General features: G+C 69.1%; 11 protein-coding genes. 4 read left to right on the top strand and 7 right to left on the bottom strand.

The window, feature by feature from the left end; translation table 11 throughout:
- Positions 1 to 20 precede the first annotated feature (20 nt).
- Together ACFYZZ_RS12365 and ACFYZZ_RS12360 are read left to right on the top strand one after the other, a co-directional pair.
- Positions 21 to 440 carry a contact-dependent growth inhibition system immunity protein gene (locus ACFYZZ_RS12365; protein ID WP_389174392.1) on the top strand — a complete coding sequence of 140 codons (420 nt, stop codon included), beginning with the start codon at positions 21 to 23 and terminating at the stop codon, positions 438 to 440.
- A gap of 326 nt (positions 441 to 766) precedes the next feature.
- Positions 767 to 2,020 (top strand): DUF1266 domain-containing protein, encoded by a 1,254-nt coding sequence (locus tag ACFYZZ_RS12360; protein ID WP_389174390.1) that lies wholly within the window; start codon positions 767 to 769, stop codon positions 2,018 to 2,020.
- Between the two features lie 144 nt (positions 2,021 to 2,164).
- Here the strand turns inward: ACFYZZ_RS12360 and ACFYZZ_RS12355 are convergent, their stop codons facing one another.
- A complete protein-coding gene (locus tag ACFYZZ_RS12355) occupies positions 2,165 to 2,572 on the bottom strand; it encodes an ATP-binding protein (protein WP_389174387.1) in 408 nt (135 codons plus the stop codon).
- Positions 2,573 to 2,776: 204 nt separating this feature from the next.
- Here ACFYZZ_RS12355 and ACFYZZ_RS12350 point away from each other — a divergent pair, with 204 nt between their 5' ends.
- Positions 2,777 to 3,628 (top strand): helix-turn-helix domain-containing protein, encoded by an 852-nt coding sequence (locus ACFYZZ_RS12350; RefSeq protein WP_389174384.1) that lies wholly within the window; start codon positions 2,777 to 2,779, stop codon positions 3,626 to 3,628.
- A 7-nt stretch (positions 3,629 to 3,635) separates the two neighbouring features.
- Complete coding sequence (locus ACFYZZ_RS12345) at positions 3,636 to 3,854, top strand: DUF397 domain-containing protein (protein ID WP_389174381.1); 219 nt, start codon at positions 3,636 to 3,638, stop codon at positions 3,852 to 3,854.
- 65 nt (positions 3,855 to 3,919) lie between these two features.
- Here ACFYZZ_RS12345 and ACFYZZ_RS12340 read toward each other — a convergent pair whose 3' ends face one another.
- The 6 genes from ACFYZZ_RS12340 to ACFYZZ_RS12315 all read right to left on the bottom strand — a co-directional run bounded on the left by ACFYZZ_RS12340 (position 3,920) and on the right by ACFYZZ_RS12315 (position 11,754).
- Positions 3,920 to 4,993, bottom strand: coding sequence for a PP2C family protein-serine/threonine phosphatase (locus ACFYZZ_RS12340; RefSeq protein WP_389174378.1), 1,074 nt, complete (start codon positions 4,991 to 4,993; stop codon positions 3,920 to 3,922).
- A 223-nt stretch (positions 4,994 to 5,216) separates the two neighbouring features.
- Positions 5,217 to 6,143 (bottom strand): dihydrodipicolinate synthase family protein, encoded by a 927-nt coding sequence (locus ACFYZZ_RS12335; protein ID WP_389174375.1) that lies wholly within the window; start codon positions 6,141 to 6,143, stop codon positions 5,217 to 5,219.
- The gene (locus ACFYZZ_RS12330) at positions 6,143 to 7,159 is read right to left on the bottom strand and encodes an oligopeptide/dipeptide ABC transporter ATP-binding protein (RefSeq protein WP_389175726.1); all 1,017 of its coding nucleotides are present in this window, start codon (positions 7,157 to 7,159) and stop codon (positions 6,143 to 6,145) included. The genes ACFYZZ_RS12335 and ACFYZZ_RS12330 overlap by 1 nt, the downstream gene beginning before the upstream one ends.
- A 23-nt stretch (positions 7,160 to 7,182) precedes the next feature.
- A complete protein-coding gene (locus ACFYZZ_RS12325) occupies positions 7,183 to 9,159 on the bottom strand; it encodes a dipeptide/oligopeptide/nickel ABC transporter permease/ATP-binding protein (protein WP_389174372.1) in 1,977 nt (658 codons plus the stop codon).
- A complete protein-coding gene (locus ACFYZZ_RS12320) occupies positions 9,159 to 10,115 on the bottom strand; it encodes an ABC transporter permease (RefSeq protein WP_389174369.1) in 957 nt (318 codons plus the stop codon). The genes ACFYZZ_RS12325 and ACFYZZ_RS12320 overlap by 1 nt, the downstream gene beginning before the upstream one ends.
- Before the next feature lie 4 nt (positions 10,116 to 10,119).
- Positions 10,120 to 11,754 carry an ABC transporter substrate-binding protein gene (locus ACFYZZ_RS12315; RefSeq protein ID WP_389174366.1) on the bottom strand — a complete coding sequence of 545 codons (1,635 nt, stop codon included), beginning with the start codon at positions 11,752 to 11,754 and terminating at the stop codon, positions 10,120 to 10,122.
- Between the last annotated feature and the right edge of the window lie 133 nt (positions 11,755 to 11,887).

The following is an 11,887-nucleotide window of genomic DNA, read 5'->3' as shown; positions in this document are numbered from 1 at the left end:
CTCGAGGGATGGAGGGATTTATGCTGTCCGATTCTGTTGACAAAGATAGATCGATTGAAGAACTGGAAGGAGATCGGTGGCCTGATCCGCCAAGGGACGGCACATCATTGATTCGTAGTGTTCATGCGTTGAGGCGGCGGGCCATCAAGGAACTCTCCGTAGAGGATCTTCGTCGATTGATCGGTCAGGATGTCGGCCTCCGGTGGCTGCTGCCTGTGGCTCTGGACTTCCTGCGCGAAACGGCGCCGCAAGAAGCGGAGACTGGCTGGTATGACGACGACTTGCTCTCGGCGGTATTGACGCGAAAAGAATCGGTATGGAGGGATGCGCCACAACTCGCACGTCATCTCGATGAGACGGTGCGTCTACTCGTCGACCTCTCGCCCTATATTCAGCAGGAGGTGGAACACTATCGAGCCTCTCTATCGGACGTCCTGTGATTAAGTGGATAACGGCTGGCAAGGGACCGGGCTTCACGCCCTGTCCGAGATCAGGTCCACGTCGAGCACAGTGCGTGGGATCTCCGGGTATGTCATCGAAGATGGCATGCGACGACTCGGGGCCTGGTATGGGTGCTGAAGGGGCAGAGTCCACAGTCGCAACGCCTACATCGCCATAGCCGGTCAGGGGGACTGGGATGCGCCACAGTCAAGCCGACAGCTGGGTTTTACCTGCTGTTTTCCGCAGTAGTGGATTTCCAAGTCGGCAAGTGGACCGTGTCTACCTTGCCGCTGACTCCTGATCGGCCTGAGAGGCAGAGAGCTTCATGTCGTTTGGTCCGCCGCCGGCGGGTTTCGGAGCCCCAGCACCGTCTGCCTGGACGCCGCCGACGGAGATCGAGCAGGCCTTGTTCGAAGCCAAGGCGCGTGAGCACTGGGCGGCGTACTTCGACGCGCTCGCGTCGGAACCACTGTATTTCGAGATACAGCGCGACAAGGCAGATACCGACCCGGACAAGACGTACTCGGTCTTCGGGCACGATCCACGTGCCGGCGGTCCCATCTGGGCGGTGTACACCGTGGGCATGCTGCCCGCCCCTGAACCGTATCGGGTTTTCCACCGCCGCAGGCTCGGGTGGTTCGCCGAGGTATGGAAGCCGGGGCGTCCGCCGTGGATCGTGGTCAATCCGGGCAGCCCCTGTGAGGCCTTCCTCCCGGCGGCGCCACCGCACTCCGGCGCATGGGCTCAGCATTACCGCACCAATGGCTCCCTGAGGGTCCCCCGCAGGCTGCTCACTCTCCGGGTCGGCGGCCCGCTTCACGGATCCGTCGCCCACGGCCTCGCCTGCGGAGCCCTCCTGTGTGTCAGCAACGACTCCGTCTGGAACGCCATGGCCTGGCACGGCACCGGCTATCTGGGGGAACGGAAACGGCTTCGCGAGTGGTGGGGCATCACCAACCGCGATGAGTGGCAGGACTACCTCCGCGACCTCCTCGCCTGCGAGCAGCACAGCTCCGTCTGGGATTTCGCCTTCGGTCTGCGCCAGCGCATCGCTCGGGATTTCGGCGGGCACGTCGACCTGGGGTATTGGCGGCAGGCGGCCGCCAACATCATCCGGGCCAAGTCCGGGGGTTCGATCGTGGTGTCCGAAGACGGCGTCACCACAACCGAGCCCCGGCCCGAGTCCGAGGTCGAGGCCCACGTCGAGGGTGTGCAGCGGCTCATCGGGCGGATCACCCGCTACGAGGCCCGGATGCGTGCCGACGGCGTGCTCGACGAGAACCGGTACGTGTCATCCCTCGACGCCTGGGATCTCGGGCGCGCCTCGAAGATGGCCCGGTGGGGGCTCGGGTCCCGGTTCGGCACTCTTGCGGAGGCCGAGTCCGCCGTCATCCAGGCGGGGCGGGCCGCTTCCCTGTCCTACAAGTCCTGGCAGGACTTCTCCGCCGGCTACATCCTCGGCCGCTGCCTCCACTTCGACGACGAGGAGTTCGGTGACTGGTACCAGGACATGCTGGAGGCCCACCGCATCCTGATGTCAGACCCCGGCAGTCCTTGGCTGAACATTCCGTTCCGGTGACCGTCCCACCCGGGCAGGCATGTAGCGCCGCTCCAAGTAACGAGTGGTAGATCTGGGTCACCCAAAAGCACAATCGGCCTTCCGACCTGCGGCGTTTCCGAGACCCTTTGGCCCAAATCCACCAAACACCGTCCGGGTGGGGCGTCACGCAGCCCCCAGCTCGCACCACACGAACTTGCCCCGGTTCCCGAAACGGGCCGACGGCTGCCAGCCCCAGAAGTCCGCGCAGGCCCGAACCAGCGCCAACCCTCGCCCCTCCTCCACCAACTCGGCGACCTGCTCCAGCGGCCGCGGAGGCTCCGGCGGCCCCGGGTCGGTGTCCCACGCCCCGATCCATACCGCGCCCTCCTCGGTTCGGCGAACTCTGAGTGCAGCTGGCCCCTTCGTGTGCCGTACGGCGTTGGAGACCAGCTCCGTCGCCAGCAGTTCCGCCGTGTCCGCCAACCCAATCAGCCCGTGCATCGTCAGGATCAGGCGCAGGGTCCGGCGACAGATGGTGACCGCTCTGAGGTCGTTCGGGATGTACAGCGTGTAGTCCCAGGATTCAGGCATGCGTTAACTCCGTTCAGAGGGAGTGAGATTCGCGCGCGGTGGCATTGCCGCAGCCGTCATGGCACGGCGGAGCGGTGCGCTTCCGCTGCGTGTACGTCGCGTCACCGACGGTAGGGCTCAAATTTGGTCCCGTGCAAGTCGTTGCCGTAATCTCACCCCTGAACGAGTCACTCCTTCCCGACAGTTGGGACCTCAGGAGGAGCCATGCCACGCAGGCAGCAGGCGAGCGCACGTCAGCAGCGCCTAGGCGCCGAGCTGCGGAAACTTCGTGAGGCCGCGGGACTCAAGGGGCGCGAGGCCGCAGCGCTGCTTGGGACCGACTCCGCGCAGGTGAGTCAGATCGAGGCCGGCCTCGCAGGTGTCAGCAAGGTACGCATACGGCGGATTGCGGCGCAGTACGCCTGCACGGACCAGGAGTTGGTCGACGCCCTGGCCGCAATGGCGGTCGGCCGGACACGGGGCTGGTGGGAGGAGTACCGAGGCCTCCTCCCGACGTCATTCCTGGACCTGTCAGAGCTGGAGCACCACGCCGCGTACCGATGGGACGTGGAACTCCTGTACGTCCCCGGGCTTCTTCAGACAGAGGACTACGCGCGGGCGCTCTTCTCGTCCCGCGTTCCCGAACTGCCCGAGGAAGAGTTGGAGTTGCGGGTCCAGCACCGGATGCGGCGGCGGTCCATCCTTGAGAAGGAACCGACCATCCCGTACGACGCCTTGGTCCATGAAGCGGCGCTGCGCATCATGGTCGGCAGCCGCGCCGCCTCACGGGCTCAACTCGCTCGCGTCTTGGAACTTTCTGAGGCAGACCACATCACTGTGCGTGTGATCCCCTTTGATCTGGAGCACTTCACCGACGTCGGTGCCGCCATGGTGTACGCGGGCGGTGCTGTTCCGAAGCTGGACACCGTCGTGCGCGATGGGCCTCACGGCACCGTCTTCATCGACTCCGAAGCACAGCTGGGTGTGTTCCGAACGCACTTCCGTAGACTGCAAGCAGTGTCACTTGACCCTGAGCGATCGCGTGACTTCATCCACAGGCTGTCAAAGGAGCTGTGAGGCACTCATGGCGAACCGCGATCACTGGCGCAAGTCGTCCTACTCCGGTGGCGGCGATGGCAACGCCTGCGTGGAGATAGCCGACCGCCGGACCCACATATCCATCCGCGACTCCAAGGCCCCGGCGAGAGCCACCCTCACCTTCCCCGTCGCATCCTTCGTCCCCTTCATAGGCGCCCTGAAGGAGACTCGTCCCGCGGCGGCGAACGCCCCCACGCCCACCTGACCCTGGCCGGGACGCGGCGACCGCCGGCGGGGGTCCGGGGCGCCGGTCAGAGCCTCGCCCCAGGATCAGAGGCTCGGGCGCCGCCGGGCGACGAGGGCGGCGATGTCGTCGTCGAGGGCGCCGCCGCTGTAGGCGATCAGGTCACGGTGGAGATGGTCGAGGAGCTGGTGGGGGGCCTCGCCGCTCCATGAGCGGACGCGTTCGGCAAGGGGGTAGAAGGCGCCGGAGCGGTCGCGGGTCTCGGTGACCCCGTCGGTGTACAGCAGGAGCTGGTCTCCGGGGTGGAAGGGGGTGAGGTCGACGTGGTATCCGTCGCTCACCAGGTCACCGAGGTTGAGTGGTGGCGAGGGGGCGGCGGGCTGCAGCTCCCGTACCTCGCCGCGGTGCAGCAGCAGTGGGGGAGGGTGGCCGCAGGTGACGGTCCGGACGACCGGTTCGTCGTCCGGGATCTCGGCGAGGAGCGCGGTGGCGAAACGTTCGACGATCTCCGAGCCGGGGATCTCCGGGTACTTGGAGGCGTTGCGGCTCACGCTCGTCTCCAGGCGGCGCGCGAGGTGGGGCAGGTCGGGTGCGTCGTGGGCGGCCTCGCGGAAGGCGCTGAGCAGCATCGCCGCCGCCTGCATCGCGAGCAGGCCTTTGCCGCGTACGTCGCCGATGAGCAGCCGTACGCCGTGCGGGGTGCGTATCGCCTCGTACAGGTCGCCGCCGATCCGGGCTTCCGCCGCAGCAGCCAGGTACAGGCTGTCGAGTGTGACGTGACCGAGGTGTCGTGGAATCGGGTGCAGCACCGCCAGCTGGGCGGTCTCGGCCACTGAGCGGACCTGAACCAGCTGATGGGCGCGTCGGTCCAGCAGGCGGTTGAAGAAGACGGCGAATGCCGCAATCGCCACGAGGGTGGCCAGCTCGGAGTAGGCGGTCGCATCCGTCAGTGCGTCGAAGTCGGCCATCAGGCCGACGAAGATGGCGCACGCGCCCACTCCGGTGAGCACGGTCCCCCACAGGGGCAGCAGTGCGGCGCCGGAGATCATGGCTGTGGCGAGGAAGGCGTCCGGCCTGACCGCGCGGGGTGTGAAGAGGCCGATGAGCAGGCCGATGAGCAGCAGTAGAGCGGGCAGGAAGGGCAGCAACCTGGCCCGCACACCAGCGCTGTGCGGGACTCCGCGTTTCTCAGGAGACCTCGCCATCATGCCGCTCCCCAAGGTCACACAGGTCGAGTGCAGCCCAGGTCCGGAAGTCAGGCCACCGATTTGGGTAATTTTATCGCTTCTCGTCCGGCAGTCCCTGAGCGTCGTGTGAGCGGTGGTGACGCACAGGCATCACAGGGTGCCGGTACCAGGGGCCGGCTGATGCGAGCGAAACCGCCTAGAGCAGCCCGGCCCCCGCCAAAAACTTCCCCACCTTCACCACCTCGTCCCCCGACAACGGCACCTGCGGCTCCGCCGTCACCGGGCAGTCGATGACGCCCCGCAGATGCAGCGCAGCCTTGAACGCGCCGATCGCCGACGAGCTGCCGCCCATCCGCTCCGGGTCCCCGACCCCGACCATTCCGAACAGCGCGCACAGCCGGTCCTGTTCGGCCCGGGCAGCTTCCCAGTCGCCCGACCGGCACAGGCGGTAGAGGCGGACGTAGCCGTGGGGGTCGACGTTGGCCAGACCCGGGACCGCGCCGTCGGCGCCCAGTGCCAGTGCCGCGTCGGCGATCAGTTCGGAGCCCGTCAGGACGCTGAAGCCGGGGTGGGTGCGGGCGCCGGTGACGACCTCGCGGAAGGCGGCCAGGTCTCCGCTGGAGTCCTTCAGGCCCGCCAGCACCCCGTCGCCGGCGAGACCGAGCACCACGTCGGCGGGGAGCTTGGTGTGTACGGCGGACGGGATGTCGTAGGCGATCACCGGGACCGGGCTCGCGGCCGCGATTCGGCGGTAGTGGTGGACGATCTCGGCGGGGTGGGTGCGGGCGTAGAAGGGGGCGGTGACGACGACGGCCCGGGCGCCGGCCGCGGTGACCGCCGAGACGTGGTCGAGGACGCGCGGGGTGGTCATGTCGATGGCCCCGGCGAGAACGGGCAGCTGACCAGCCACGTGGCCGACGACCGCCTCGACCACCAGCCTGCGCTGCGCGTCCGTCAGGAAGGCCGCCTCCGAGGTCGAGCCGAGCAGGAACAGCCCGTGCACCCCGCCCTCCACCAGGTGCTCCACCAGCCTGAGCAGTGAGGGGACGTCCACCTCGCGGTCCGGTGTCAGGGGGGTGCAGACGGGCGGAACGACACCGGTCAGCGGGGCGGGAAGCGTCATCAAGGCTCCTGGGGCAGGTTCTGGCGAACCAGATCGCGGGTCGACCGGTCCTCCTCCACAGGATGGTGACAGCGGTAGCGGTGTCCGGTCTGCGACGCGGCCGAGAAGCCCGGCATCGCACCCGCACAGACCTCGTCGGCCTTCCAGCAGCGAGTGCGGAACGGGCAGCCGCTCGGCGGGCGGGTCGCCGACGGCACCGGGCCGGTCAGCGGGATCGGGTCGATGGGGTCGAGCAGGCCGGGCGTGGCGGAGAACAGGGCGCGGGTGTACGGGTGCCGGGCCTGGTCGGTGACCCGGCCGGCCGGGGTCTCCTCCACGATCCGGCCCAGGTACATGGTGATCACCCGGTCGCTCATCCTCCGTACGGTCTGGATGTCGTGCGAGACGAACACCAGGGCGAGGCCGAGGCGTTCCTTCAGGTCGAGGAGGAGGTTGAGGATCTGGGCTCGGACCGAGACGTCCAGGGCGCTGGTCGGCTCGTCGGCGACGACGAGACCCGGGTCCAGGGCCAGCGCGCGGGCGATGGCGACGCGCTGGCGCTGGCCGCCGGAGAGCTGTCCGGGGAGTGCGTCGGCGAGGGCCCGGGGGAGGCCCACCAGGGCCATCAACTCCCTTACTCGGTCCTCACGTTCGGCCTTCGTGCCGCGTCCGTGGACGTCCAGTGGGTCGCGCAGGACCCTGCGCACCGTCAGCCGGCGGTTCAGGGCCGTCGACGGGTCCTGGAAGATCATGCCGGTGCCCGCGCCGACCGTGGCCCGGCGTTCGGCGGGCGGCATCGACCACAGGTCGCGGCCCTGGTACGACACCGTCCCGGCGGTCGGCCGCTGGATGCCCACCAGCACCTTCGCGAGTGTCGACTTCCCGCAGCCCGACTCGCCGACCACCCCGACCGTCTCGCCGGGTGCCACGGTGAGATCGGCGCCGGTCAGGGCGTACACCCGGTCGCGGGTGAACAGGCCGCCGCTGCGGGCCTTGTGGACGACGTGGGCGCCTTGGACTTCCACGACAGCGGTCACTGCACGGTCCTCTACGGCAGCGGTCACTGCAAGGCCTCCTCGCTCTCGGCCGACGTCAGCTGCACCGCCGGATGGTGGCAGGCGGCCGTGTGCGTGGGCGTGCCGGTGAGGACCGGTGCGGTCGTGTGGCAGACATCGGTCGCCAGCGGGCAGCGGTCGGCGAAGCGGCAGCCCGCCGGGAAGTCGGCGGGGGACGGTACGACCCCCCTGATCTGCGTCATCCGCTCTTCGGCGGACTCCAGCGAGAGCACGCTGCCGAGCAGGCCGCGCGTGTAGTGGTGGGCCGGTGCCTCCACCAGGTCGGCGGTCACGCCCGTCTCCACGATCTGCCCGCCGTACATCACCACCACCCGGTCGGTGATGTCGGCGACCAGCGCCAGGTCGTGCGAGACGAGGATCAGCGCGAAGCCCAGTTCCTCGCGCAGCCGCAGCAGCAGCTCCATGACCTGGGCCTGCACGGTGACGTCCAGGGCGGTGGTCGGCTCGTCGGCCACGATCAGGGCGGGGTCGCGGGACAGGGCCATGGCGATCAGGACGCGCTGGCGCTGGCCGCCGGAGAGTTCGTGCGGGTAGCTGCGCAGGGTGCGGTCCGGGTCGAGGCCGACCAGGGAGAGAAGTTCGTGCGGGGTGCGGTGGCCGCCGCGACGCACGAGCTGCTTCAGCTGGGCGCGGATGGTCATCGCCGGGTTCAGGGAGGAGAGGGCGTCCTGGTAGACCATCGCCATCTCGTGGCCGAGCAGGCGCCGTCGTACGCGCATCGGTTCGGCGAGCAGGTCCCGTTGGTGGAAGCGCACCTGGCCGCGCACCCGGGCCTGCTGAGGCTGGAGACCCATGATGGTGAGCGCGGTCAGTGACTTGCCGCAGCCCGACTCGCCCACCAGGCCCAGCACCTCGCCGGGGTGCACCTCGAAGCTGACCCCGTCCACGATGTCCACGCCCCGGTGCCGGTCCGGGAAGCCGATGGCGAGGTTCTCCACCGCGAGCACCGGCCGGCCGCCGGGCGCGGGCCGGGGCCGGGCCCGTGAGCGCAGGCGACGGGCGGCCTCGGTCAGCCCCGGGAGCCGCACCACCTCCCCGCCGCCGGCCTCCGGAGCCTCCAGCCGGTCCTCGGGCGCGGCGACCTCCCGGGCGGCCGGGGCGGCCCACGCGTCCGAGACGCCCTCGGAGAGGATGTTCAGGGACAGGACGGTGAGCAGGATCAGCAGCCCGGGGAAGACGGTCGCCCACCAGCCGCCGGTCAGCACCATGTTCTTGCCGTCGGCGATGACACTGCCCCAGGAGGGGTCCGGGGGCCGTACGCCCGCGCCGATGAAGGACAGCGACGCCTCGAAGACGATGGCCTCGGCGACCTGGACCGTGCAGAACACCAGCACCGGGGCGGCACAGTTGACGGCCACGTGCCGCAGCACGATGTGCGGGGTGCGCGCGCCGATCACGCGTTCCGCGGTGACGTAGTCCTCGCCGTACTGGTCGAGGACGTTCGCCCGTACCACCCGGGCCACCGGCGGGGTGAACAGGAAGGCGATCGCGCAGATCAGCACGCCGATCCCGCCGCCGAAGACGGCGACCAGCACGGCCGCGAGCGCGATGCCCGGGAACGCCATCACGACGTCCAGACAGCGCATCAGTGTCTCGTCCACGGACTTGCGGGAGGTGGCCGCGAGCGCCCCGACGACCGCACCCACGGCGAGCGCGAGCGCGGTCGCGCCCAGTCCGATCGCCAGGGACCAGCGGGCGCCGTACATCAGCCGGCTCAGGATGTCCCGGCCGAGGCTGTCCTGGCCCATCCAGTGCGCGGCCGACGGGTGTCCGGTGCCGTCGACCGGGTCCTGCTGGTCGAGCGGGTCGTGCGGGGCGAGCACCGGGGCGAGTACGGCGACCAGGACGACCAGGGCCAGGAAGCAGACGGCGACCTTCGACAGCGGCGGCAGCCGGCGCCGGCCCCGGAGCCGGACGCCGGGCCGGGAGAGCCGCTCGGTGAGTTCGGCGCGCGTGACCATCAGGCCGCCCTCAGACGTGGGTTGACGAGCAGGTAGAGGATGTCGATGACGAGGTTGACGACGACGAACCCGGTCGCGGTGGTCAGCACGACCCCCTGGACGACGGCCGGGTCGCCGTTCTGCACGGCGTCGATCATCAGCTTGCCCATGCCGGGCAGCGAGAAGATCGTCTCGATGACGACGGCACCGCCGAGCAGATAACCGACGCGCAGGCCGAGCACGGTGAGCGGATTGACCAGGGCGTTTCTGAGGACGTTCCGGCCCACGACCACCCGGGGCGGCAGGCCGCTGCCGATCGCCGTGCGCACGTAGTCCTTGTCCAGCTCCTCCACCACCGACGTCCGCACGATCCGGGTCAGCTGGGCGGCCACCGGCAGGGACAGCGCGAACGCGGGCAGGGCCATCGTCTTCAGCCAGCCGGTGAAGGAGTCGGCCGGGTTGATGTAGCCGCCGGTCGGGAACCAGCCCCGGTCCACCGCCAGGTACTGGATCATCAGCAGCGCCAGCCAGAAGCCGGGCGCGGCGACCCCGACGAGAGAGACGACCCGGATGACCTGGTCCGGCAGCCGGTCGCGGTACACGGCGGCGGTGACGCCGCCCGCCAGCGCCAGGACGACCGCGATGCCGAGACCGAGGAAGGTCAGCTGGAGGGTGAGCGGCAGCGCGGTGGTGACCTGGTCCACGACCGGGGCCCGGGTCAGGGCGCTGGTGCCCAGGTCGCCGTGGAGCAGGTCGCCGACGAAGTGGACGTAGCGGACGGGGAGCGGGTCCAGCAGGCCGTTCTGCTCCCGGAAGTCATGCAGTTGCTGCGGGGTCGGGTTCGCGCCCTGGAAGAACGCGGACGCCGGGTCGACGTCCGAGAACCGCATCACCAGGAACACGAACAGCACGATCCCGAGCAGCAACGGCACCAACAGGGCGACGCGGCGGAGCAGGATCCGTACGACAGCCGTCATGCCGTCAGGTCCACTGGGCTTGCAGGAGGTTGATGCCCGGGTAGGGCTGCGGCCTTATTCCGGCGAGCTTGCGCGGGTCCCAGGCGGTCATCAGCTCGTTGTGGACGACCGGGTAGAGCACGGCCTGCTCGGCGACGACGTCGACGTAGTCCTGGATCATCGCCTTCTTCTTCGCCGGGTCCGGCTCCCGGGTCGCCCGGTCCATGTCCTTGAAGAGCTGCCCCGCGACCGGGTTGTCGGCCCACCGCGTGTACTGCATCCACAGGTTCTGGGGGCCGTAGTTGTAGTGCATGATCAGGTCGGCGTCGAGCCCGAACTGGTTGGGGTTCGAGGCCGCGGCCACCACCTGGTAGTCCTGCTTCTGGTCCATCTTGGTGAACACGGCCGTGGTCTCCTGCGGCGCCAGGGTCGTCTCCACGCCGATCGCGTCCCAGGAGGACTTGACGGTCGGCAGACAGTCCACGATCCAGCTGACGTTCACGGCGAGGATCTCGATCTTCAGGCCCTTGACCCCGGCGGCCTTCAGCAGCGCCTTCGCCTTCGCGGGGTTGTAGTCGTAGACGGTCCTGGCCCGCCGGTAGCTGGGGTTGCCCTCGTTGAGGAACGACGACGCGGGCTTGCCGTGCCCCTTCAGCGCGACCTGCACCATCTTCTCGGTGTCGATCGCGTAGTGCAGTGCCTGCCGCACCCGCACGTCGTCGAAGGGCTTGTGCCTGGTGTTGAACATCAGGAACAGGTTGTTCATCCCGGCGCCGCCCGCGACCTTCAGACCGCCCTGCTCCAGGCGGGGGATGTTGGCGTAGGGGATGTTGTCGGCGATCTGCGCGCCCGCGCCGGTGCCGGAGATCTTCGCCACGCGCGGGGCCGCGTCCACGATCGTCAGCCAGTTCATCCGCTTGAAGGCGGGCTTGCGTGGGCCGTTGTAGGCCGCGAACGCCTCGAAGGTGGTGTTCGACTTCGGGTGGTGCGCGGTCTGCCGGTACGGCCCCGAGCCCACCGCGAGCCCCTTGATCGCGTCGTCCCAGGCGCCCGGCCTGGAGAACACGTGCTTGGGCATGATCTTGGCCAGCGTCAGCCGGGCGAGCCCGTCCGGGAAGGGGAACTTCAGGACCAGCTCGACGGTCTTCGCGTCGACCTTGCGCGCCTCCTGCAGCCAGCTCACGAAGAAGCCCTTGGCGAGGGTCTGGGTCTTCGGGTCCAGGATCCGGTCGAAGACGAAGACGACGTCGTCGGCGGTGACGGGCTTCCCGTCGTGGAACGTCGCACCGGAGCGCAGCGTGAACCGCCAGGTCGTGGCGTTCGGGTCCTTCGGCACCTCGGTGGCGAGCGCCGGGTACGGCACCCGGGAGATCGGGTCGGTGTCGAGCAGCCCCTCGTAGATGTGGTTGTTCGCGGCCATGGCGAACGCCGACGCAGTCTGCGTCGGATCCCAGCTGCCGTCGTTGCCGTACCCGATCACCGCGGTCAGCGTGCGGTCCTTGCCGCCGCCCCCGCTCCCGGTGTCGTTCGTGGACTCCGGGCCCGAGGAGCAGCCCGCCAGCACCGGCGGAAGAGCGGCGGCCGCGCCCAGCGCCCCCGTGTACTTCAGGAACGACCGGCGGCGCGGTGCCGGCACGTCGTGGGTCACGTCGTCGCGCACGGTTCCTCCAGCGGGGTCGGGGGGAGGGGGAGGTACGACGTCCTACGTCCGATCGGTCAGCGTGACCATAAGAGCGCCTGTGGGGGTGGTCAAGAGATCGCACACGAATGGCGTAGCTGCCACAGGTCGCACC

This window comes from Streptomyces sp. NPDC001816, from assembly GCF_042892235.1.
GTDB lineage: Bacteria > Actinomycetota > Actinomycetes > Streptomycetales > Streptomycetaceae > Streptomyces.
Note: the sequence above shows the minus strand (reverse complement) of the source record. Positions and strands in the feature narration are given on the sequence as shown.

Excerpts from the sequence above, each read along its gene's own strand:
- ACFYZZ_RS12365 (WP_389174392.1), top strand. The coding sequence starts at position 21 with ATGCTGTCCGATTCTGTTGACAAAGATAGATCGATTGAAGAACTGGAA.
- ACFYZZ_RS12360 (WP_389174390.1), top strand. The coding sequence starts at position 767 with ATGTCGTTTGGTCCGCCGCCGGCGGGTTTCGGAGCCCCAGCACCGTCT.
- ACFYZZ_RS12355 (WP_389174387.1), bottom strand. The coding sequence starts at position 2,572 with ATGCCTGAATCCTGGGACTACACGCTGTACATCCCGAACGACCTCAGA.
- ACFYZZ_RS12350 (WP_389174384.1), top strand. The coding sequence starts at position 2,777 with ATGCCACGCAGGCAGCAGGCGAGCGCACGTCAGCAGCGCCTAGGCGCC.
- ACFYZZ_RS12345 (WP_389174381.1), top strand. The coding sequence starts at position 3,636 with ATGGCGAACCGCGATCACTGGCGCAAGTCGTCCTACTCCGGTGGCGGC.
- ACFYZZ_RS12335 (WP_389174375.1), bottom strand. The coding sequence starts at position 6,143 with ATGACGCTTCCCGCCCCGCTGACCGGTGTCGTTCCGCCCGTCTGCACC.
- ACFYZZ_RS12325 (WP_389174372.1), bottom strand. The coding sequence starts at position 9,159 with ATGGTCACGCGCGCCGAACTCACCGAGCGGCTCTCCCGGCCCGGCGTC.
- ACFYZZ_RS12320 (WP_389174369.1), bottom strand. The coding sequence starts at position 10,115 with ATGACGGCTGTCGTACGGATCCTGCTCCGCCGCGTCGCCCTGTTGGTG.